Annotated in this window: 20 protein-coding genes; 14 read left to right on the forward strand and 6 right to left on the reverse strand. The window is 69.9% G+C overall.

Annotated features, from left to right (window positions below; all coding sequences use genetic code 11):
* The first annotated feature begins 166 nt into the window (after positions 1–166).
* From LG391_RS20395 to LG391_RS20430, 8 genes are all read left to right on the forward strand, one after another.
* Positions 167–895, forward strand: coding sequence for a LamB/YcsF family protein (locus LG391_RS20395; protein WP_225769883.1), 729 nt, complete (start codon positions 167–169; stop codon positions 893–895).
* Between the two features lie 10 nt (positions 896–905).
* Entirely contained in the window at positions 906–2264 is a 1359-nt protein-coding gene (locus LG391_RS20400) for an acetyl/propionyl/methylcrotonyl-CoA carboxylase subunit alpha (protein WP_225769884.1), read from the forward strand.
* A 31-nt stretch (positions 2265–2295) separates the two neighbouring features.
* Positions 2296–3165: an allophanate hydrolase subunit 1 gene (locus LG391_RS20405; RefSeq protein WP_225769885.1), complete on the forward strand. Its 870-nt coding sequence runs from the start codon at positions 2296–2298 to the stop codon at positions 3163–3165.
* Positions 3166–3175: 10 nt separating this feature from the next.
* Complete coding sequence (locus LG391_RS20410; protein ID WP_225769886.1) at positions 3176–4150, forward strand: biotin-dependent carboxyltransferase family protein; 975 nt, start codon at positions 3176–3178, stop codon at positions 4148–4150.
* Between the two features lie 14 nt (positions 4151–4164).
* Positions 4165–4383 (forward strand): acetyl-CoA carboxylase biotin carboxyl carrier protein subunit, encoded by a 219-nt coding sequence (locus tag LG391_RS20415; protein ID WP_225769887.1) that lies wholly within the window; start codon positions 4165–4167, stop codon positions 4381–4383.
* Between the two features lie 368 nt (positions 4384–4751).
* A complete protein-coding gene (locus tag LG391_RS20420; RefSeq protein WP_304608525.1) occupies positions 4752–5975 on the forward strand; it encodes an oxalate decarboxylase family bicupin in 1224 nt (407 codons plus the stop codon).
* A gap of 97 nt (positions 5976–6072) precedes the next feature.
* Positions 6073–6891, forward strand: a complete 819-nt coding sequence (locus tag LG391_RS20425; RefSeq protein WP_225769888.1) for a formate/nitrite transporter family protein — start codon at positions 6073–6075, stop codon at positions 6889–6891.
* A 21-nt stretch (positions 6892–6912) separates the two neighbouring features.
* Entirely contained in the window at positions 6913–9207 is a 2295-nt protein-coding gene (locus tag LG391_RS20430) for an FdhF/YdeP family oxidoreductase (protein ID WP_225769889.1), read from the forward strand.
* A 427-nt stretch (positions 9208–9634) separates the two neighbouring features.
* Here the strand turns inward: LG391_RS20430 and LG391_RS20435 are convergent, their stop codons facing one another.
* From LG391_RS20435 to LG391_RS20460, 6 genes are all read right to left on the reverse strand, one after another.
* Positions 9635–10762: an IS481 family transposase gene (locus LG391_RS20435; protein WP_225769890.1), complete on the reverse strand. Its 1128-nt coding sequence runs from the start codon at positions 10760–10762 to the stop codon at positions 9635–9637.
* 119 nt (positions 10763–10881) lie between these two features.
* Positions 10882–11508 carry a hypothetical protein gene (locus tag LG391_RS20440; RefSeq protein WP_225769891.1) on the reverse strand — a complete coding sequence of 209 codons (627 nt, stop codon included), beginning with the start codon at positions 11506–11508 and terminating at the stop codon, positions 10882–10884.
* Between the two features lie 33 nt (positions 11509–11541).
* Entirely contained in the window at positions 11542–12171 is a 630-nt protein-coding gene (locus LG391_RS20445) for a response regulator transcription factor (RefSeq protein WP_225769892.1), read from the reverse strand.
* Entirely contained in the window at positions 12168–13322 is a 1155-nt protein-coding gene (locus LG391_RS20450) for a sensor histidine kinase (RefSeq protein ID WP_225769893.1), read from the reverse strand. The genes LG391_RS20445 and LG391_RS20450 overlap by 4 nt, the downstream gene beginning before the upstream one ends.
* 5 nt (positions 13323–13327) lie before the next feature.
* A complete protein-coding gene (locus tag LG391_RS20455; RefSeq protein WP_225769894.1) occupies positions 13328–16462 on the reverse strand; it encodes a multidrug efflux RND transporter permease subunit in 3135 nt (1044 codons plus the stop codon).
* 2 nt (positions 16463–16464) lie between these two features.
* Entirely contained in the window at positions 16465–17625 is a 1161-nt protein-coding gene (locus LG391_RS20460) for an efflux RND transporter periplasmic adaptor subunit (RefSeq protein ID WP_225769895.1), read from the reverse strand.
* Positions 17626–18138: 513 nt separating this feature from the next.
* Here LG391_RS20460 and LG391_RS20465 point away from each other — a divergent pair.
* The 6 genes from LG391_RS20465 to LG391_RS20490 all read left to right on the forward strand — a co-directional run bounded on the left by LG391_RS20465 (position 18139) and on the right by LG391_RS20490 (position 23191).
* Complete coding sequence (locus LG391_RS20465; RefSeq protein ID WP_225769896.1) at positions 18139–18423, forward strand: hypothetical protein; 285 nt, start codon at positions 18139–18141, stop codon at positions 18421–18423.
* A 134-nt stretch (positions 18424–18557) separates the two neighbouring features.
* Complete coding sequence (locus LG391_RS20470; protein ID WP_225769897.1) at positions 18558–19241, forward strand: GntR family transcriptional regulator; 684 nt, start codon at positions 18558–18560, stop codon at positions 19239–19241.
* Positions 19238–20200, forward strand: coding sequence for an alpha/beta hydrolase fold domain-containing protein (locus LG391_RS20475; RefSeq protein ID WP_225769898.1), 963 nt, complete (start codon positions 19238–19240; stop codon positions 20198–20200). The genes LG391_RS20470 and LG391_RS20475 overlap by 4 nt, the downstream gene beginning before the upstream one ends.
* 17 nt (positions 20201–20217) lie before the next feature.
* A complete protein-coding gene (locus tag LG391_RS20480; protein WP_225769899.1) occupies positions 20218–21432 on the forward strand; it encodes a sugar ABC transporter substrate-binding protein in 1215 nt (404 codons plus the stop codon).
* Between the two features lie 11 nt (positions 21433–21443).
* On the forward strand, positions 21444–22355 hold the full coding sequence (locus LG391_RS20485; RefSeq protein WP_225769900.1) for a carbohydrate ABC transporter permease: 912 nt from the start codon (positions 21444–21446) through the stop codon (positions 22353–22355).
* Complete coding sequence (locus LG391_RS20490; protein WP_225769901.1) at positions 22355–23191, forward strand: carbohydrate ABC transporter permease; 837 nt, start codon at positions 22355–22357, stop codon at positions 23189–23191. The genes LG391_RS20485 and LG391_RS20490 overlap by 1 nt, the downstream gene beginning before the upstream one ends.
* Positions 23192–23200 lie beyond the last annotated feature (9 nt).

The following is a 23200-nucleotide window of genomic DNA, read 5'->3' on the forward strand; positions in this document are numbered from 1 at the left end:
TACTATTTCACAGGGGTGCTTTGCGGCGCAATGATGGGCCAACAACCGGCCCGGACCCGAACGGCCCCGCCCTTCGGCCAGGCGGCCGGATCCAGACAGAGGGGCCTCAATGCGCGCTCCGCGCCCCGGCACCGCCGTGCCCGCCCGGTTTGAAAGGCTCTGACGCATGACCGAGATCAACTGCGACATGGGCGAGGGCTTCGGCCTGTACCGGATGGGCGACGACGACGCGCTGATGCCGCTGATCTCCGTCGCCAACGTCGCCTGCGGCTTCCACGCCTCGGATTTCAACCACATGCGCCGCACGGTGCAGCTGGCCAGCAAGCATGGCGTGCGGGTCGGCGCTCATCCGTCGCTGCCCGACCTGCAGGGCTTCGGCCGGCGCGAGATGAAGATCGGCCGCGACGAGCTGGCCAACTGCATCATCTACCAGATCGGCGCGCTGAAGGGCTTCCTGGATGCCGAAGGCATGCGCCTGAACCACATCAAGCCGCATGGCGCCCTCTACGGCATGGCGGCGCAGCAGGAGCCGATCGCGCATGCGATTTGCGACGCCGCGGACGTGTTCCGGGTGCCGATCCTGGGCATGGCCGGGACGCTGCACGAGACCGTGTACCAGAGCCGCGGCCACCGCCTGGTGTCGGAGTTCTACGCCGATCTCGACTATGGCGACGACGGCCACCTAATCATCGTGCGGTCGCGCGGCAGCATCGACCCGAAGCGGGCGGCGGAGCGGTCGCTGCGCGCCCTGACCGAGGGCAAGGTCGCCTCCCAGGGCGGCAAGGACATCGCGGTGACGCCGGATTCGATCTGCATCCATTCCGACACGCCGAACGCGGTCGATGTGGTCCGCGCCGTGCGCGACGCCATCGGCCCCTGGCTGCGCGCGGCGTGAGGGCGGACCGGTGAAGACCCTGCTGATCGCCAATCGCGGCGAGATCGCCTGCCGCATCATCCGCAGCGCCAGGGCGCTGGGCCTGGCGACCGTGGCGGTGCATTCCGACGCCGACGCCAGGGCGCTGCATGTCGCGCTGGCCGACCGGGCGGTGCATATCGGCCCATCCAAGCCGGCCGAGAGCTATCTGAAGATCGACGCGATCATCGAGGCCGCCCGCGCCAGCGGGGCCGACGCCGTCCATCCCGGCTATGGCTTCCTGGCCGAGAACGAAAGCTTCGCCCGGGCAGTGGCGGAGGCGGGGCTGACCTGGGTCGGGCCGACGCCGGAATCGATCGAGGCGATGGGCGACAAGGCCCGGGCCCGCGCCTTGGCCGAGGCCGCCGGGGTGCCGGTGCTGCCCGGCAGCCGGCGCTTCGCCGAGGGCGACCTGGAGGGGATCGAGGCGGCCGGCGACGCGGTCGGCTACCCGCTGCTGGTCAAGGCCTCGGCCGGCGGCGGCGGCATCGGCATGCGCGTGGTCGAGGTGCCGGCTGATCTGCGCAAGATCGCGGAGTCGACCCAGGGCATGGCGGCGCGCAGCTTCGGCGACGGCGCCGTGTTCCTGGAGCGCTATGTCCGCAACGCCCGCCATGTCGAGGTCCAGGTCTTCGGCTTCGGCGACGGCCGGGCCGTGCATCTGTTCGAGCGCGAATGCTCGGTGCAGCGCCGCTTCCAGAAGATCGTGGAGGAGAGCCCCTCCCCCGGCATCTCGGCCGCCACCCGCGGCCGGATGACGGCGGCCGCCGTGGCCCTGGCCGAGGCGGTGCGCTATCGCGGCGCCGGCACCATGGAGTTCGTGGTCGACGCCGACAGCGAGGAGTTCTTCTTCCTGGAGATGAACACCCGGATCCAGGTCGAGCATCCGGTGACCGAGGCAGTGACCGGCCTCGACCTGGTGGCGCTGCAGCTGCGCCTGGCGGCCGGCGAGGAGCTTTCGCTGCGGCAGGAGGACATCCGGCAGCAGGGCCACGCCATCGAATGCCGGCTTTATGCCGAGAACCCGGCGAAGATGTTCCTGCCGCAGCCCGGCACGCTGGCGCGCCTGGCACTGCCGGAGGGCATGGAGGGCATCCGCGTCGACACCGGCGTGCGCCAGGGCGATGCGGTGACGCCGTTCTACGACCCGATGATCGCCAAGATCATCGCCCACGGCCCGGACCGCGCCGCCGCCATCGACCGGATGCTGGCGGCGCTGGGGCGGGTCGAGGTGGAGGGGCTGGTGGCCAACGCGCCGTTCCTGGCGCGCACGGGCGGCCACCCCGCCTTCCGCGCGGGCCGCACCACCACGAGCTTCGTCGACACCCACAAGGCCGCGCTGATCGGCTGACCAGGAAGACAGGGCAGGCAGGGAGACAGGGATGATCTACGAGACGCCGGCATTCCGGCCGGGCGGCGACCGGTACATGCTGATCGAGTTCGGCAACGAGATGAATCTCGAGCTGAACTTCATGGCCCAGGGCCTGGCCACTGCCATCGCCGAGCAGAAGACCAAGGGGGTGATCGAGACCGCGCCCTGCTTCGCCTCGATGCTGATCCATTACGAGCCGGACGAGATCTCCTACGCCGACCTGTCGCGCGAGCTGGAACGGCTGATCGCCGCCCTGGGCCCGTCCGACGACATCGAGCTGGAGAGCCGGATCTTCTATTTCCCGACGGTCTATCTCGACCCCTGGACGCGCGAATGCGTGCAGGACTACATCGCCAAGATCGCGCCGAAGCAGACCGACCCGGAATTCGTGGCCGAGCTGAACGGGCTGTCGGACGTCGACCAGTTCGTTCGCGTGCATTCCGGCACCGAATACTGGGTGGCGTCGCTGGGCTTCTGGCCCGGCCTGCCCTTCATGATGGCGCTGGACCCGCGCTGCAAGCTGACCGCGCCGAAATACAACCCGCCGCGCACCTGGACGCCGAAGGGCACGGTCGGGATGGGCGGCGCCTCGACCGCGATCTACCCGGAGCACCTGCCCGGCGGCTATCAGATCTTCGGCCGCATCCCGGTGCCGATCTGGGATCCGGAGAAGCGCTTCGACGTGTTCGCGGACTCGATCTGCCTGTTCCGCCCCGGCGACCGGGTGAAGTTCGTGCCCTGCACGGTCGAGGAGTTCGAGGAGGCCGAACGGCGCGTCGCCGACGGCAGCTACGTCTACAACCTGGTCGAGTACCAGAAGTTCTCCGTACGCCAGTACAAGCGCTGGGTCGGGTCGCTCGACCTGGCCCGCCGGTTCTGAGGAGGCCCGCATGCTCGAGGTGATCAAGCCGGGGCTCGAGACCTCGGTGCAGGACTGGCCGGGCCGGATCGGCTTCTGGAACCAGGGCTTCCCGCCCTCCGGCCCGATGGATTCCTGGTCCTTCCGCCTGGCCAATGTGCTGGTCGGCAACGCGCCCGGCGCCGCCGGCCTCGAATGCCAGTTCCTGGGCCCGACGCTGAGGTTCCAGCGCGACGGCGTGATCGCCGTGACCGGCGCCGACATGCAGGCGGCGCTGGACGGCGAGCCGCTGCCGCTGTGGCAGTCGGTGGCGGTCAGGGCCGGCCAGACCCTGGCCATGGCTTTCGCCCGCACCGGCGCCCGGACCTACATCGCCGTGGCCGGCGGCATCGAGACGGAGCCCTGGCTGGGCGCCCGCGCCACCTTCCACAAGGCCGGCGTCGGCGGCATGGGCGGCCGGGCGATCAAGGAAGGCCAGTCGGTGCCGGTGGCCGAGGCCGCGGGCAGGCCCGGGCGCCGGGTGAAGGCCGAGGCGCGGCCGGAGTTCGCCAAGGAGAAGCGCTGGACGGTCGAGGTGGTGGCCGGGCCGAACGACGACTGGATCGACGCCGCGGGACACGAGCGCTTCCTGTCCGCCGACTGGAAGCTGTCGGCCAAGTCCGACCGCACCGGCTTCCGCCTGGACGGGCCGCAATGGAGTTTCACCGACAAGGCGACGGACAAGGCGCCGGAGCACGGGTCGCTGCCGTCCAACATCATCGACCAGGGCTATCCGCTGGGCGCCATCAACCTGGCCGGGCAGACGCCGATCATCCTGGTCAATGACGGGCCGTCGATGGGCGGCTTCATCAACCCCTACACCGTGCCGCAGGCCGCGTTCTGGAAGCTGGGCCAGTCGCGGCCTGGCGAGATCTACAACTTCAAGGCGGTCTCGGTCGACGAGGCCCAGGCCATGGCCCGCCGGCTGCGCGAGCTGTGCAGCGAAGCCTCGATCGAAACCATCTGACGACAGGGAAGACCATGGCGACCGAAGTGAAGACCCAGACCGCGGGCAACATGTGGAAGGTGCTGGTCAAGCCCGGCGACGCGGTGGCGGCGGGCGACACGCTGTTCATCATGGAGGTGATGAAGATGGAGGTGCCGCACGAGGCGCCGGTGGCCGGCACCGTCACCGCCGTGCATGTCGCCGAGGGCGCCGAGGGGCTGGACGCCGACCAGACCGTGGTGGTGATCGGCTGACCGCCCTATACGCGGGTATAATCCCCTAGTCCCCGCGGTTACGGCCTTAAACGTCAAGATGATGGTGCCGTCGGCGTAAAGGGCGTTTGCTTCCGGGGCATCGACGGCCGGGCCGCGATGGCCGGAGCAGCGCCCTTTCGGGTTGCAACCGAAACCTCCGGCCCCGCCTTCCGGCCGTCGAGCCAGCGTGCCAATCGGCCTTGGCCGAAGGTGCGGGCGAGGCCCCGACGACCGTCCCGACCTCCACCTCGCAGCCTCCCGGGAAGACGATCGACGCGTGGATCCGATGACGCCGCCGCGTCGGCCCCGCCCCGCGGCGTGCGGTCCGGCTCCTGAAAAGCCGGGACCACGAAGGACTGGAGGAACACATGACCCTGTTCACCCGCCGCGCCGCCCTCGGCACCATGGCCGCAGGCGGCCTCGCCGTCGCCGCCACCGGCGCGAACGCGCAGACTGCAGCCGTGCCGCAGCCGATGACCCCGGGCCGCGGCGGCACCGATCCCGGCCCGCGCGATCTGCTGCGCGACCAGGAGAATCCGAGCTTCCTGACCCCGCCGCGGACGGACAGCGGCACGTTCCAGAACCTGCGCTATTCGTTCTCCGACGCGCATGTGCGCCAGGAGGAGGGCGGCTGGACCCGTCAGGTCACGATCCGCGAGCTCAGCGTCTCCAAGAACATCGCGGGCGTGAACATGCGCCTGAACGCCGGCGGCACGCGCGAGCTGCACTGGCACAAGCAGGCGGAATGGGCCTACATGCTGTATGGCTCGGCCCGGATCACCGCGGTCGATGCCGACGGCAACAACTTCGTCGACGATGTCGGCGTCGGCGACCTCTGGTTCTTCCCGGCCGGCATCCCGCATTCGATCCAGGGCCTCGGCAATGACGGCTGCGAGTTCCTGCTGGTGTTCGACGACGGCGAGTTCGACGAGGACGGCACCTTCCTGCTGAGCGACTGGTTCAAGCACGTGCCGGCCGACGTGCTGGGCAAGAACTTCGGCGTCGACCCGAAATACTTCGGCAACACGCCCGACCCGCGCCAGCGCTACATCTTCAACCTGCCGGTGCCCGGACCGCTGGCCGGCGACAGGATTGCCGGGGCCACGCCGGTGCCGCAGGTCTTCAGCCACCGGATGCTGAAGCAGGATCCGATCAGGACCAAGGGCGGCACCGTCCGCATCACCGATTCCTCGGTGTTCCCGGCCTCGAAGACCATCGCCGCGGCGCTGGTGGAGATCGAGCCCGGCGGCATGCGCGAGCTGCACTGGCACCCGAATGCCGATGAGTGGCAGTACTACATCGAGGGCGAGGCCCGGATGGGCGTGTTCGGCGCGGTCGGTTCCGCCCGCACCATCGACTTCAAGGCCGGCGATGTCGGCTTCGTGCCCTACGCCATGGGCCACTACGTCGAGAACACCGGCAGCACCACGCTGCGCTTCCTCGAGATGTTCAAGAGCGACCGCTACGCCGACATCTCGCTCGACCAGTGGCTGGCGCTGACCCCGCCGGAGCTGGTGCAGGGCCATCTGAACCTCGACAAGGCGGTGATGGACGCGCTGCGCAAGGACAAGACCCCGGTCGTCGCCGGCTGAGCCGGCGGCCCCGCCGCCGGGTCCCTGCGCCACAGGTGGGGGGCCCGGCGAGGGATGGTTTGGACGCAACATCGGCGCCGTGAAGGAGAAACCGGCGATGTATCGCGACACCATTGCCAAATACGCCGAGTCCGGCGCGCACAAGGCCGGGATGGTCAGGGCCCATCTGCTGAGCTTCCTGATCGGGTCGGCCCTGGCCGGCGCCTACATCGGCTTCGGCGACATCTTCATGTTCACCGTGGGCGCCCATGCCGACCCGTCCTGGTCGCATCTGGTGATGGGCGCGGTCTTCGCCTCGGCCCTGACCATCGTGGTCTTCGCCGGGTCGGAGCTGTTCACCGGCACCGCCATGTACATGCCCTTCGCCGTGCTGCGCGGCGACAGCGGCCTGGGCGACATGGTGCGGGTCTGGACCGCCTGCTGGGTCGGCAACCTGGCCGGCGCGGTGGTGCTGGCAGCGCTCTTGCACATGGCCGGCGGCGGCGTGCTGCTGACCGACGGCAGCAGCGAGTTCTTCGCCGTGGTCGCCGCCAAGATCGCGGCGCCCGGATACGAGCTGTTCGCCCGCGGCCTCCTGTGCAACTGGCTGGTCTGCCTGGCGATCTGGATGTGCGGCCGCACCGAGAACGACGCCGCCAAGATCGCGCTGATCTTCTGGCCGATCGCGATCTTCGTCGCCTGCGGCTTCGAGCATTCGGTCGCCAACATGTTCGTCTTCGCCCTGGCCCTGCTGGGCGAGCATCCCGACACCATCACCTTCGGCGGCGCCGTGCACAACCTGGCCTGGGTGACGCTGGGCAACCTGGCCGGCGGCGGGCTGATGGTCGGGCTGGGCTATTGGCTGCAGGAGCGCGGCGCCGAGCGGAAGGCCGCGATCCCGGCCGTCCAGCCGTCCGGCGCCCTGCCCCGCGCCTGACCCGATCCGAGGAGCACCCCGATGCCGAGAGACAACGATGTGCCGGGCGTGAAGCCCTATGACGGCCCTGCCGGCGGCTGGGGTGCCCTCGGCGCGGTGGCCCGGGCGATCAAGGACCAGATGGCGATCGCCGAGGACACCCGCGCGCTGATGCGGATGAACCAGCCCTCGGGCTTCGACTGCCCCGGCTGCGCCTGGCCCGACCCGAAGCACACCTCGTCCTTCGAATTCTGCGAGAACGGCGCCAAGGCGGTGTCGTGGGAGACCACGAGCAGGCGCGTCACGCCGGAGTTCTTCGCCGAGCACCCGGTCGCGGAGCTGTGGAGCTGGACCGACCATGCGCTGGAGGACCAGGGCCGGCTGACCCATCCGATGGCCTATGACCGGACGACCGACCGCTATGTCGCGATCGGCTGGGACGAGGCGTTCCGCCGGATCGGCGAGCGGCTGCGCGGCTATCCCGACCCGAACATGGTCGAGTTCTACACCTCGGGCCGGGCCTCGAACGAGGCCGCCTTCCTGTACCAGCTGTTCGTCCGGGAATACGGCACCAACAACTTCCCCGACTGCTCGAACATGTGCCACGAGGCCACCAGCGTCGGGCTGCCGCAATCGATCGGCGTCGGCAAGGGCACGGTGACGCTGGAGGATTTCGACCTCTGCGACGCCATCTTCTGCATCGGCCACAACCCCGGCACCAACCATCCGCGCATGCTGACGACGCTGCGCGAGGCGGCGAAGCGCGGCGTGCCGATCGTGGTGTTCAACCCGCTGCGCGAGCGCGGTCTGGAACGCTTCGCCGCGCCGCAGAACCCGATGGAGATGCTGACCCTCGGCTCGACCCCGATCGCCTCGGCCTATCACCAGGTCAAGGTCGGCGGCGACGTTGCCGTGCTGAAGGGCATGATGAAGGCGCTGCTGGCGGCCGACATCGCGGACCTCGCCGCCGGTGGGCCGGGGCTGCTGGACCGCGGCTTCATCGCCGAACACACCACCGGCTTCGAGGCGCTGGCCGCGGATCTGGAGACGGTGTCCTGGGACGCGATCGAGGCGCAGTCCGGCCTGCCGCGCGACATCATCGAATCCGCCGCCTCGGTCTATGCCCAGGCGCAGAACGTCATCGTCTGCTACGGCATGGGCCTGACCCAGCACCGGCACGGCACCTCGAACGTGCAGCAGCTGGCCAACCTGCTGCTGCTGCGCGGCAATATCGGCCGGCCCGGCGCCGGCATCTGCCCGCTGCGCGGCCATTCCAACGTGCAGGGCGACCGCACCGTCGGCATCACCGAGATCCCGACCAAGCCCTTCCTCCACGCGATCGAGCGGGTCTTCGGCTTCGCCCCGCCGCGCGAGAAGGGCCACAACGCGGTGGAATCGGTGCAGGCGATCATCGACGGCCGGTCCAGGGCGATCATCTGCCTCGGCGGCAACCTGGCCGTCGCCATGTCGGACCCGGAGGCGGTGTTCGCCGGCATGCGCCGGCTGGACCTGGCGGTGCACATCGCCACCAAGCTGAACCGGTCGCACCTGCTGCTGGCGCGGGAATCGATCATCCTGCCCTGCCTGGGCCGGACCGAGCGCGACGAGCAGGAGACCGGCGCCCAATCGGTCACGGTCGAGGATTCGATGTCGATGGTGCACGCCTCGCGCGGTGCCCTGCCCCCGGCCTCGGACCAGCTGCGGTCGGAGCCGGCGATCATCGCCGGCCTGGCGCTGGCGACCCTGCCGGAGACGAAGGTCGACTGGGCCTGGCTGGTCGCCGACTATGCCCGCATCCGCGACAAGATCGAGGCGGTGTTCCCGGACTTCTTCGACTTCAACGAACGGGTGTCCAAGCCGGGCGGGTTCCGGCTGAACGTGCCGGCGTCGCAGCGCGACTGGCGGACGCCCTCGGGCAAGGCCAACTTCCTGGTCTGCGCCGGGGTCGAGGAGGATCCGCGCGCGGCCCGGGCCGACGCGCTGCGCCTGACCACCATCCGCAGCCACGACCAGTACAACACCACGATCTACAGGCTGAACGACCGCTACCGCGGCATCACCGGCCGCCGCGACGTGGTGTTCCTGAACCGGGACGACCTCGCGGCGCTGGGCCTCGGCCATGGCGACGTGGTCGATGTCGAGGCGGTGGCCAACGACGCCGGCGGGCCGCCGCGGATGCTGCGCGGCGTCACCGCCGTGGCCTACGACATCGCCCGCGGCTCGGCCGCCGCCTATTACCCGGAGGCCAACGGCCTGGTCGCGCTCGATTCCTACGACGAGCGCAGTGGCACGCCGACCTACAAGTCGATCCCGGTCGTCATCCGCCGCGCCGGCTAGGGCGCGCCAATGTCGTGTAACCTCTACCGCAAGCGGGACCTTTCCAGAATTCGATCGCCCGAACCGACCTCTGCTTTCCGCTCTCCCCCTCCCCTTGCGGGAGGGGGCTGGGGGAGGGGTTCTCTCTGCGAGATCCGACGTGGATCGTCGCAAGCCGTCGCGGATGGCGAGTTGTGCCCACGGCCACTCGCGCGGACGCGCGCAGACCCCTCCCCCTGCCCCCTCCCGCAAGGGGAGGGGGAGAATGGAAGGCTGCGGCGGTGTCGATTTCGCGGGTTGGGTTCGCGGCACGCGAACCAGTTCCCGTTCCCCAGCTGATATGCCCGAGGTCGGGCATCCAGAGATGCGTCGACATTTTCTGGATTGCCGGGTCAAGTGTATGGCCCGGGGAGATGGCGGACACCTGTTCGGAGACATGGCGGACAGATCATGGGTCGGTCAAGTCGATGGTGGCGATGAGGTGGCTGGCGAAGAAGAGGCCGAAGCGGCCGTCGGTGGTCTGTGGCCGAATGGCGACGCGTTCGCCGCGGAAGGCCTGGGGGACCTTCCAGAGCCGGCCGCGGAAGCTGACATAGGCTTTGGTGGTGCCGACGGTGCGGACGAGATCGAGGCTGTCGTACTCGACCTCGGGCAGGCGGCTGGGCATGGCGCGGGGGCTGGAGCGGTAGCGGCTGCCGGGGACCTGCTGCTGGAGCGCCTGGTGCGGGCGCTGCCAGTTGTAGAGCTCGCGCCAGCGGTCGAAGGCGCGCTGGGCGGCGGCGAGGTCGGGGAAGGGCTCGAGGGCGAAGACCTCGGCCGCGAGGGTGCGGTGGAAGCGCTCGATCTTGCCGCGGCTCTGGGGATGATAGGGTCGGCTGTACAGGACCCGGATGCCGAGCTTGAGGAACCAGACCGAAAGCCGGGTCCAGCGCTCGCCCGAGGCGTCGCCCCAGGGGGCGCCGTTGTCGATGAAGATGGCCTCGGGCAGGCCGTGTCGCCGGAAGGTCGCCGTGAGCCGGTCCTGCACGGTCTGGCTCTTCTGATCGGCACAGGCCTGCAGACAAGGCGAGAAGCGGGAGTGGTCGTCGAGCACGGTCAAGGGATGGCACCGGCCGCCCCGGACGAGCGGCTCCCAGCCTTTGAAGTCCATCTGCCACAGCCGGTTCGGCGCCGCCGCCTCGAAACGCCGATAGGGCTGGGTCGCCTCGGCTGCCACCGGATCGATCCGGCCGTGCCGGACCAGGATCGCGTGCACGGTCGAGGCCGCCGGCGGTGCGATCCCGTCCCAGGCCAGGCGGCGGACGATCTTGCGGGCGCCCCACGCCGGATGCGCATCCCGCACCGCCAGCACTGCCGTCTCCAGCTCTGCCGTGCTGCGGCCGGGGCTCACATGTGGCCGGCGCGAGCGGTCCGCCAGCTCGGCATCGCCGGCCTGCCACCGCGCCAGCCATTTGTAGCCCACATCCGGGCTGATCCCGAACCGGCGGCACAGCTCCCGACGGTTCGCCCCCTCCTGCTCCGCCAGCCGGACAAATTCCCGACGCTGCTCCATGACCGACACCTCCCGCCACGCCATGGCCGCCTCCCAAGACGCCGATGCCATGGCTCAATGTGTCAGTCATCTCCCAGAACACCCGTCTGGGATCTCCCCGGGCCATACATCAAGCCCGGCAATGACAGCTGGAGGGATCGCGTCTACCCGGTGTCCGGAGGCTTGCGCCGGGCGGGGGCGGCCGAGCGGGGCTTGGGCGGATCCGCGGCGTCCTCGCCGTCCTGCGGCGGCAGGAAGCCGAGCTCCTCCATCGCCTCGTCGGCCATCTCCAGCCACTGCTCCACCCGCACCGGGTAGCCCCAGCGCCGGCACAACGCCGCCACCGCCACCTCCGGCCGGCTGGCCTCGATCAGCTCCACCACCTCCGGCCGCTCCAGCCGCTCATGCATCTCGGCTTCACGGCGGTCCGCCCCCTCGCCGCCCTCGGACACCTCATAGGCCGCCGCCATCATCGCCAGCTGCACCCGCAGCCCGTGCCAGTCCTCCTGCGCCGCCTCACGCTGCGCCGCCGCCTTGCGCTTCTCCTCCGCCTGCCGCGACAGCTTGTCCTTCAGCAGCAGGGTCAGACGCACGGCGCGGGCGGCGACGGCGAATCTCTGGCCATAGTCGACGCCGGGTTGCGGCGCCTCCACCGCTTCCGTGCGGGTGGCCTCGATGATCTCCATATGGACCTCCGCCGCCCGGGCGAGCATGCGCAGATGCCGGGCCGCCCGCTCCTCCTGAAGAGCGGGCGCGGCCTCCGATGCCTGATCGGTCTGCGTCGCGTCCATGGAACATAGCATGAACACAGATAACCGATAATACTACTGCGACTGCTCGTCCAGCACGCCGGCGATGCGGACGAGGTCGGCGACCGACCGCGCCGCCATCTTCCGCATCACCTGGCCGCGGTGGATCTTGATCGTGATCTCGGCGACCCCGAGCTGCGCCGCGATCTCCTTGTTCATCAGCCCGTCCACGACCAGGGTCATGATCTGCCGCTCGCGCGGGGTCAGGGTCTCGTACCGTCCCACGACCTCCGCCATGCGCTGCGCCGCCGCCCGCCGGTCGCGGTCGCGCTCGATCGCCGCGGCGACGGCGTCGAGCATGTCCTGGTCCCGGAACGGCTTGGCCAGGAAGTCGACCGCCCCGGCCTTCATCGCCCGCACGCTCATCGGGATGTCGCCGTGGCCGGTCATGAACACCACCGGAATCCGGCAGCCGGCCCGGACCAGCTGCGCCTGGACGTCGAGGCCGCTGGCCATCTGCAGCCGGACGTCCAGCACCAGGCACCCGGCCGACGGCGCCAGGCCGCTGTCCAGGAATTCCTCCGGCGACGCGAAGCAGGCGACGCGGAAGCCGACCGAACGCAGCAGGCTGTCCAGCGCGGTGCGGACCGCGGCCTCGTCGTCCACCACCAGCACCAGCGGCGCTTCGGCCGCCATGCCGGTCATGCCGTCCTCCCGGCCGCCGGCAGGGCGACATGGAAGGTCAGCCCGGCATCGGCGTTGCGCGAGGCCCAGATCCGCCCGCCATGGGCTTCGACGATCGAGCGGCAGATCGACAGGCCGAGGCCCATGCCGCCGGGCTTGGTGGTGTGGAACGGGGTGAACAGGCGCGCCATCTCCTCCGGCCCCAGCCCGATGCCGCTGTCCGCGACCAGGATCAGCACCTCCCCCGCCGGGCCGACGCCGGTCTCGATCGCGAGCTCGCGGCGGGGGGCCGCCTCCATCGCCTGGACGGCGTTGACCACGAGGTTGATCAGCACCTGCTGCAGCTGGATGCGGTCGGCCGACACCGGCGGCAGGCCGGGAGCCAGCCGCGTGTGCAGAGTCACGCGGTGATCGGCGATCTCGCGGCGCGTCAGTTCGACGACCTCGCCGATCGCGGCGCCGAGATCGACCGCCGCGGGCTCCGGCGGCGCCTTCCGGGTCAGGTCGCGCAGCCGCTGCACCACATGATCAGCGCGGACCGCCTGGCCGGCGATCCGGCCGGCGCAGGCCCGCGCCTCGTCCAGTGCCGGCACCGGCCGATCGAGCCAGCGCAGGCAGGCCTGGGCATCGGTGACGATCGCGGCCAGCGGCTGCTTCACCTCATGCGCGATCGACGCCGTCAGCTCGCCCAGCGTGACCACGCGGGAGACATGCGCCAGCTCGGCCCGAGCCTCGGCCAGGGCCCGTTCGGCGAGGGCACGCTCGATGATGATGCCGCTCCACCGCCGCTCGTTGTCACGCAGCACCGCCATCGCCGTCTGGCTGCGATGGGCCAGCGCCGTGGCGATGCCGATCGCCGACAGGCTGACGACGCCGCGCAGCAGATGCGCCTCGAAGCCGGTGTGCCGCAGCCCGACGAGAAAGCCGATCACCGTCAGCCCGCCGCAGCCGAACGCGGTGAGCAGCACGCCGCGCCGGTCGAGAAAGCCGACCGACATCAGGATCACGATGGCGTACAGCACAGCCACCGCGATCTTCATCGGGCTGAAGGTGTCGAACAGGAAGATGGCAAGCGCCAGCGCCGCGGTCAGCAGCGGCAGCACCCAGCCCGGGCCGGGCCAGGTGGTTAAGCCGGGCCGGAAACCGGCTTCGGCGGCCGGAGCAGCGGTCACCTTCGTCACTCTCCCGCCGAAGGCGCGCCCTCGGCGGCCAGGTGCGGCGGCATCGCAGTGTCCTGCCGGCGGCGGCCGGCCAGCCAGACCCGCAGCCTGTCGAGATACAGATAGACCACCGGGGTCGTGTACAGGGTCAGCGCCTGGCTGAGGATCAGGCCGCCGACCATGGCGTAGCCCAGCGGCTGCCGCAGCTCCGACCCCGTGCCGGAGCCGAGCATCAGCGGCAGGCCGCCCAGGAGCGCCGCCATCGTCGTCATCATGATCGGCCGGAAGCGCAGCAGGCAGGCCTGGCGGATCGCCTCGAACGGCGTCAGGCCCTGGTCGCGCTCGGCCTGGATGGCGAAGTCGACCATCATGATGCCGTTCTTCTTGACGATGCCGATCAGGAGGATGACGCCGATCAGCGCGATGACGCTGAAGTCGAAGCCGAACAGCATCAGCATGACCAGGGCGCCGGCGCCGGCCGAGGGCAGGGTCGACAGGATCGTCAGCGGGTGGATGTAGCTCTCATACAGCACGCCGAGGATGATGTAGATGACGATCAGGGCGGCGGCGACCAGATAGGGCTCGCTGGCCAGCGAGGACTGGAAGGCCTGGGCGTTGCCCTGGAAGGCGCCGGTCAGCGAGGCCGGCACGCCCAGCTCCTGCTCGGCCTGCTGGATCGCATTCACCGCGTCGCCCAGCGCCACGCCCGGCGCCAGGTTGAAGCTGAGCGTCACCGCCGGGAACTGGCCCTGGTGGTTGATCGACAGGAAGGCCGTCGGCCGCGTGGTCCAGTGCGCCAGGGCGCTGATCGGCACCTGCTCGCCGGTCAGCGGCGACTTGATGTAGATCCGGTCGATCGCCGAGGGCTTGTCCTGCAGCTGCGGCAGCACCTCCATCACCACATGGTAGCTGTTCACCTGGGTGAAGTACTGCGCCACCTGACGCTGGCCGAAGGCGTCGTAGAGCGTGTCGTCGATCAGCTGCGGCTGGATGCCGTAGCGGGCGGCGGCGTCGCGGTCGATGTCGAGCGTCAGGGTGGTGCCGCCGGTCTGCTGGTCGGTGGCGACGTCGCGCAGCTGCGGCAGCGTCCTCAGCTTGTCGTAGATCCTGGGCGCCCACTGGTTCAGCTCGTCGATATTCGCGTCCTGCAGCGTGTACTGGTACAGGGTGCGGGACGTCCGGCCGCCGATGTTGATGTCCTGCGCCGGCTGCAGGAACAGGGCCGCGCCTTCGACCTTGGCCAGCTGCGGCCGCAGCCGGTCGATGATCTGGCTGGCCGAGGCCTCGCGCTGGTCGCGCGGCTTCAGGGTGATGAACAGGCGGCCGTTGTTCAGCGTCTGGCCGCCGCTGGAGCCGAGCGCCATGCCGACGGTGTCGACATCCGGGTCGGCGGCGACGATCTGCCCGAGCTCGACCTGCTTGCGGCTCATCTCGGCGAAGGAGATGTCCTGCGCCGCCTCCGAGGTGCCGAGGATCAGGCCGGTGTCTTGCTGCGGGAAGAAGCCCTTGGGGATGATGACGAAGAGGTAGCCGGTGGCGGCGATGGTCGCGAGGAAGACCAGCAGCGTGATGCGGCTGTGCCTCAGCGCGGCATCGAGCGACCGGCGGTAGCCCGCCAGCATCAGGTCGAAGCCGCGCTCAGACAGCCGGTAGAGGCGCCCGTGCCTGCCGGTGTCGTGCTTCATGAACTTCGAGCACATCACCGGGGTCAGGGTCAGCGACACGACGGCCGAGACCAGGATGGTCATGGTCACGGTGACGGCGAATTCGCGGAACACCCGGCCGACGATGCCGCCCATCAGCAGCAGCGGGATGAAGACGGCGACCAGCGACAGGCTGATCGAGAAGATGGTGAAGCCGATCTCGCCCGCGCCCTTCAGCGCCGCCTGCACCGGCGACAGCCCCTCCTCGATATGGCGGTGGATGTTCTCCAGCATGACGATGGCGTCGTCGACGACGAAGCCGACGGCGATGCTGAGGCCCATCAGCGAGAGGTTATCGAGGCTGTAGCCGAAGGCGTACATCAGCGCCAGGGTGCCGACCAGCGCCAGCGGCACGGTCACGCTGGGGATCGCCGTGGCCCAGAAGTTGCGCAGGAACACGAAGATCACCATCACCACCAGGCAGATGGTCAGGAGCAGCGTGAACTGCACGTCGGCGACCGAGGCGCGGATGGTGGTGGTGCGGTCGCTGAGGATGTCGACCTTGACCGCCGGCGGGATGGCCGCCTGCAGCTGCGGCAGCAGCGACTTGACGTGGTCGACCACGTCGATGACGTTGGCGCCCGGCTGCTTGAACACGATCAGCAGCACCGCGCGCTGGCCGCCGGACCAGGCCGCGAGCTTGGTGTTCTCCGGCCCCTCCACCGCCTGGCCGATGTCGCGGATGCGCACCGGCGCGCCGTTCCTGTAGGCGATGATGACGTCGTTCCAGGGGTCGGCCTTCAGCTCCTGGTCGTTGTCGTAGATGGTGAAGGTGCGCGTCGCCCCGTCGATGCTGCCCTTCGGGCTGTCGGCGGTGGCGTCGGCGATGACGCCGCGCACGTCCTCGAGGCCGATGCCCAGCGCCGCCAGCTTCTGCGGGTCGACCTGCACCCGCACCGCCGGCTTCTGCTGGCCGCCGATGCTGACCTGGGCCACGCCCGGCACCTGGCTGATGTTCTGGCTCAGCACGTTCTCGGCATAATCGTCGACCGTGGTCAGCAGCAGCGTGTCGGAATGGACGGCGAAGACCAGGATCGGCGAGTCGGCGGGGTTGACCTTGCGGTAGGTCGGCGGCGAGGGCAGGGTCTTCGGCAGCTGCCCGCCGGCGGCGTTGATCGCGGTCTGCACGTCGCCGGCCGCGGCGTCGATGTTGCGGTCGAGGTCGAACTGCAGGGTGATCGAGCTGTTGCCCAGCGTGCTGCTGGAGGTCATCTGCGACACGCCGGGGATCTCGGCGAATTGCCGCTCCAGCGGTGCCGTCACCGACGAGGCCATGGTGGTGGGGTCGGCGCCGGGCAGCTGGGCCGAGACCTGGATGGTCGGGAAGTCGACCTGCGGCAGCGGCGCGACCGGCAGCAGCGGATAGGCGACGAGGCCGACCAGCAGCACCCCCGCCATGATCAGCGAGGTGGCGATCGGCTTGCGGATGAAGGGTGCCGAGATGCTCATGATCAGGCGCTCGGCTGGCTGGCGGCGGCATCGCGGGTCTGCACCCTTGTGCCCGGCTGCAGCCGGTACTGGCCGGCGGTGACGACGCTGGTGCCGGCGTCGAGGCCGGTCTCGACCACGGCCGCGCCGCCGGTGATCTGGCCGATGCCGACTGGCCGCAGCTCGACCGTGGCGTCCGGCTTCACGGCATAGACGTAGAGACCGTCGGGCCCGCGCTGGATCGCGGTGGAGGGCACGGTGACCACGTTCTGCTCGGTGCGCAGCAGCAGCCGGACATCGACGAACTGGCCGGGCCACAGCTGGTTGGACTTGTTCGGAAAGGTCGCCTTCAGCCGGATCGTGCCGCTGGCCTGGTCGATCTGGTTGTCGACCAGCTGCAGCGTGCCCTGGTCCAGCGGCTTGTCGTCGCCGCGGGTGTCGGCGAAGACCGTGAGCGGCCCCTTGGCCATCGCCGCCGAGATCTCCGGCAGGTCCTCCTCCGGCAAGGTGAAGATCACCGTGATCGGGTGCAGCTGGGTGATCACCACGAGGCCGCCGGTGTCGGTGGCGTGGACGATGTTGCCCTGGTCGACCAGCCGGATGCCGGTGCGGCCGTTCAGAGGCGAGGTGATCGTGGTGTAGCTGAGCTGCGTCGCGGCGTTGTCGATCGCCGCCTGGTCGCCCTCGATCTGCGCCTGCAGCTGCGCGATCAGCGCCTTCTGGGTGTCGACGCTCTGCGCCGTCGCATACTGGTGCAGGTTCTCGAAGCGCGTCAGGTCGAGCTGGGCGTTGGCCAGCTGCGCCTCGTCCTTGGCCTTGGTCGCCTTGGCCTGGTCCAGCGCCGCCTGGAACGGCCGCGGGTCGATCTGCGCCAGGGTCTGGCCGGCGGTGACGTGCTGGCCTTCCTGGAAGGACACCGTCTGCAGCTGGCCGTCGACCCGGGACTTCACCGTCACCGTGTTCAGCGCCTGCACGGTGCCGAGCCCGGTGAGATAGACCGGCACGTCGCGGCGCTGCGCCGCCGCCGCCTCGACCGGCACCGCCGGAGGCGCGGCGGACGCTTCGGGCGCGGCCGAGGCGGCGCTGCCGCGCAGCTCGCGCCCGACCAGAACGGCGGCGCAGACCAACACGAGGGCGATCGGGGTGCCGATCCGCAGCACCGTCCGGCGGGCGACAAGGGGCATCTGCGTCTCTCCAGCGGGCAGGCAATCGAGAGAGGCGCGGGCGCCGCAGCCATGACGGCCGCGGCGCCCGCGATCGACGTCTCCTCCCGGTCTTCGGCTGGCCCGATGCGCTCCGCCCCGGCGGGCTGCCGGGACCGGGCGCGGACCGGCGCCGACGCCAGCGCGGCGCCGACACCTGCCTCCTTGGTGCTAAGCGAATGACGAAAGGTGACTTCGCCAAAGCTGGGAAGTCAATGGAGGAAGTTCAGCAGGAGACAGGATGACGCAGCGCTCTTTCTTCATGAATTCTTTGCAATATTAGCTCCGGATGATCGCTTTATTAAATTCCCGTAAGAAGAGCTGCACCCGCGCCGCCCCCACCCATATGCTGCAGTGCGGAATCGCTCGACGCCACGGCGATCGCGGCAAGCCCCGCGGCCCGGACGGCCCGCGTTCCGCTGCACTCTCGAAGACCACGCAACGCCGGGAGCCGCCCCGAGGGCCGCTGCCGGACCAGGTTGAAGAGGAACCATCATGTCTCTGCTCAGGCATCCCCGCCCCGCGGGGGTCGCGGCCCTGCTCATGCTCGGACTCGCCGCCGGGCCCGCCTTCGCCCGCACCGGGCTGCAATCCGAGCCCTATCAGATCCCGCTGCAGACGGCGCAGGCGGATCCGGCCGACACCCAGAACGGCTCCGGCTCGACTTTCGACCATGGCGAGAACGGCGACGACCGGTCCGATCATCTGGGCCACGTCGGCCATGACCGTGGAGAGCACGACCATGGCGGGCACGACCATGGCGGAGGGCGAGGCCGATAACCGGACCATCGGCGGAGCCGGCGGGACATCCCTGCCGGCTCCGACGGCCCCGCCCGGCGAAGAGCCCCTCATGGCAGCGCTTGCCCGTCGGCATTATTATCGATATCGTTATCGATAACGATAATGGAGATCGGATGCTCACCCTCGTCCAGGACGGCATGCGGCCCGGCAAGAGCGCGGAGGTCTTCGACGGCCTCAAGCGCATGATCATGCTGGGCGAGGTCGCGCCCGGCATCGCTCTGCTGGAGCTGGAGCTGGCGCAGCGCTTCCAGTGCAGCCAGGGCACGGTGCGCGAGGCGCTGCTGGCGCTGCAGGAGGAAGGGCTGGTGCACCGCCTGCCGCACAAGGGCACGCGCGTCGCCGACTGCACCGAGGACGAGGCGGTCGAGATGTTCCGGCTGCGCCACGGCATCGAGACCCGCGGCATCGTCCGCGCCCTGCGGCGCCCCGACCCTGCCCTGCTGCCGGACCTGACCGCTCTGATCGAGGGCATGGAGGCGAAGGCGCTGGCCGGTGACGAATACGGCCAGACCGAGCTGGACCGCGCCTTCCACCGCCGGCTGTTCCGGGCCGCCGGCCTGCCGGCGGTGGAGCCGCTGCTGCACCGCTGCATCCTGCACAACCACCGCTTCAAGATCACCCGCAGCGGCGAGCGGCGCGACCTGACGGCCACGGCCAGGCGGCACTGGAGCATCGTCGAGGCGCTGGCGGCGCGCGACGAGGCCGCGGCGGTCGCCGCCATCGGCCATCACATCGAGACCATCGTCGATGTCGGCCCGTCGATCTTCGGCGCCGCCCCCGAAGGACCCAAGGCATGACCGGCTTCGACCCGAACGACGCGCCGAACCCCGAGATGGCGGCGATCATGGCACGGCTGGCCGCCGAGGACGGCCACCTGCCGGACCCGACCACCCTGCCGCCGGCCGAGGGCCGCGCCCAGGCGGAGGCGGGCAATGTCCGCTGGAACCGGGACCTGCCGCCGATGGAGACGGCGGAGCTGACGCTGCCCGGCGGCGCTGGCCCCCGCGCGGCCCGGCTGTTCCGGCCGGCATCGGCGCATGGCGCGATCCTGTACATCCATGGCGGCGGCTGGGCCTTCTGCAGCCTCGACACCCATGACCGGGCGATGCGCTGCCTGGCCGAAGCGACGGGCATGGCCGTGATCGGCATCGACTACCGCCTGGCGCCGGAGCATCCCTACCCCGCCGGCCTAGATGACGCCGCGGCAGCCTGGCGGGCCTTGCCGGAGGTGCTGGCGCGGCATGGCATCGCGGGTCCGGCCGGCGTCTCGGGCGATTCCGCCGGCGCCAACCTGGCGCTGGCGCTGATGCTGCGCGAGCAGGAATCCGGCCGGATGCTGCCGGGCTTCGGCCTGCTGTTCTACGGTGTCTATGCCGTCGACCACGACACCGAGTCCCACCGGCGCTTCGGCCCCGGCGGCTACGGCCTGACCACCGCCAAGATGATCCGCTACCGGGACTGGTACGCGCCCGACCCCGCCAGCTGGGGAGAGCCGCCGGTCTCGCCCCTCACGGCATCGAACGCGGCGCTGCGGACGCTGCCGCCGCTCTACCTCAACGCCGCCGGGCTGGACCCGCTGCTGAGCGACACGCTGATGCTCGGCGAGCGGCTGCGGGCGCTGGGACGGGCCGACCCGGTGCGGGTCCATCGCGGCGTCATCCACGGCTTCATGCAGATGACGACCGCGCTGGCGGAGGCCCGGACCGCCTTCGCCGAAGCCGGGGCCTGGGCCCGGCGCTTCAACGAAAACGCATAGAGGGAGGAGGAAACGTCATGAGGACGATGCAGAGCGCGGCGCTGGCCGCGCTGCTGGCGCTGGCCGCCGGGACGGCGCAGGCCGAGAGCACGGTCCGCTTCTGGTACCATTTCGACAATCCGAACAACCCGGTGGCCGACCTGGTCGCCAAATTCGAGGCGGCCAATCCGGGGATCAAGGTCGAGGCCGAGAACATCCCCTGGAACAGCTACTACGACAACCTCTACACCGCGATCGCCGGCGGCAACGCGCCGGATGCGGCGATGGTGAAGCTGTTCGCCCAGCCGCGGCTGGTGGAGATGGAGGCGCTGGAGCCGCTGGACGACTGGATCGCCGGCTGGGACGGCAAGGCCGACCTGCAGGACGACCTGTTGAAGATCAATGGCGGGCCGGACGGGAAGCAGTACTACCTGCCGGTGCAGTACGTCGTCTCCTACCTCTACTATCGCGCCGATCTGTTCGCCGAGGCCGGGCTGCAGCCGCCCAGGACCTGCGACGACTTCCTAAAGGCGGCCAAGGCGCTGACCCGCGACACCAACGGCGACGGCCAGCCCGACCTCTGGGGCTTCGGCTTCCGCGGCGGCAAGGGCGGCTACGACCATTGGGGACCGTTCGTCCTGTCCGCCGGCGCCAGATTCGAGAAGGGCGGACTGACCAGCCAGCCGGTGGTCGCCGCCAACACCTGGCTGGTCGACCTCTACCGCAACCAGAAGCTGTTCCCGCCCTCGGCCCCGAATGACGGGTTCCAGGAGATCATCGCCGCCTTCCAGCAGGGCCGCACGGCGATGACGATCCACCACATCGGCTCCTCCGCCGGCATGGTGAAGGCGCTGGGCGACAAGGTCTCGGCCGTGCCGGTGCCGGAGTGCAACGGCGGCCGCTGGACCTCCTATGGCGACGAATCCCTGGCCGTTCTGTCCTCGGCCGAGGACAAGGACGCGGCCTGGAAGTGGATCGCCTTCCTGGCCAGCGGCGACGCCAATGTCGAGTTCAACAAGGCCACCGGCCAGCTGCCGGTGACCAAGAGCGGCGCGGCGAAATGGACGCTGCACGAGAAGCGCTTCGTCGACGCCACGGTGCAGTCCCTGCCCTTCGCCCACAGCCTGCCGGCCGTCTCGCAGACCGCGGATTTCGTCAACACGGTGTGGCCGGCGGCGATGCAGCGGGCCCTGACCGGCGAGATCACGCCGGAGCAGATGATGCAGGAGATCGAACAGCTCTACGCCCCATGAAGTCCGCCTCGATGACCCTGGCGACGGCCCGGCTGGCCCCGATCCGCGGCAAGCAGCGGACCCGGATCCTGCCCTATGTACTGCTGAGCCCGGCGGTGCTGGTCACGCTGCTGATCGTGTTCCTGCCGATGCTGCAGGCGCTGGTTCTGAGCCTGCACGAATTCGTGCTGTTCCGGCCGACCCGGATGCCCTTCGTCGGGCTCGACAACTTCGCCAAGGCGCTGGCCGACCCGGTGTTCTGGACCTCGCTGCAGCACACCGCGCTGTGGGTCGGAATCACCGTCCCGGCACAGCTGCTGCTCGGCCTCGCCACGGCGCTGCTGCTGAACCAGCGCTTCTGGTGGCGGCCGCTGGCGCGGGCCGTGGTCATCATTCCCTGGGCGCTGCCCAGCGTCGTCATCGCCCTGATGTGGCGCTGGATCTACGACCCCAACGCCGGGGTGCTGAACGACGTGCTGGTGCGCCTGGGCATGCTGCAGGGCGCCTTCCCCTGGCTGGCCGATCCCGGCACCTCGCTCACTGCCATCATCCTGACCCTGACCTGGCAGGGCTTCCCGTTCTTCGCGGTGATGATCCTGGCCGGGCTGCAGGCGGTGCCGCGCGACCTGTACGAGGCGGCGGCGATCGACGGCGCCACGCCCTGGCAGCAGTTCCGGCGGATCACCCTGCCCTCGATCGCCGGGGTGATCGCGACCGCGGTGCTGCTGCGGCTGATCTGGGTCGCCAACTCGATCGACGTGATCTTCGTCATGACCGGCGGCGGTCCCGGCTACGCCACCCACACCCTGCCGCTCTACGCCTTCATCAAGGCCAGGACCAATCTCGACTTCGGCTACGGCTCGGCGCTGGCGGTGATCTTCACCCTGCTGCTCGCCGGCTTCGTCCTGGTCTATCTGCGGCGCACCACGAGGACCATGGACTGATGGTCACCCGCAGTTCCCCCTGGCAGCGCGCCGCCCTGATCCACCTGCCGATGCTGCTGATCGCCGGCTTTGCGCTCGGCCCCTATCTGTGGATGGCGCTGACCTCGCTGACGCCGCCGGACGACATCGTCGGCCGCGGCGTCGCCGCCGACCCGTCGGCCTGGACCGCCGCCAGCTACGAGCGGCTGTTCGGCCGCACCAGCTTCCTCGTCAACATGGGCCACAGCCTGATCGTGGCGCTGGGCACGGTCGCGGTCGGGCTGACCCTCAGCGTCACCGCGGCCTACGCCTTCTCGCGCTTCCGCTTCGCCGGGCGGCGGCTGCTGATGGTCCAGTTCCTGGTCATCAACATGTTCCCGATCGTGCTGCTGATCCTGCCGCTGTTCGTGCTGATGCGGCAGCTGGGCCTGCTGGACACCCACATCGCGCTGATCATCGCCAACGCCACCGTCGCCATCCCCTTCGCCATCTGGATGATGACGAGCTACATCGACGCCATCCCGAAGAGCCTGGACGAGGCGGCGATGACCGACGGCTGCTCCCGGCTCGGCGCGCTGTGGCGGGTGATCCTGCCGCTGTGCGTCCCCGGGCTGGTGGCGACCGGCATCTACATCTTCATCACCGCCTGGAACGAATACCTGTACGCCCTGACGCTGGGCGGCCGCACCGTCCGCACCATGACCGTCGCGATCCAGACCCTGATCGGCGAGTACCAGATCGAATGGGGCCTCTTGACCGCCGGCGGCGTGGTCGGCGCCCTGCCCGCCACCATCCTGTTCCTTCTCGTCCAGAAACGCCTGATCGGCGGCCTGACCCAGGGCGCCGTGAAGGGATGACCGACCCTC

The organism is Inquilinus sp. Marseille-Q2685, assembly GCF_916619195.1.
Lineage (GTDB): Bacteria > Pseudomonadota > Alphaproteobacteria > DSM-16000 > Inquilinaceae > Inquilinus.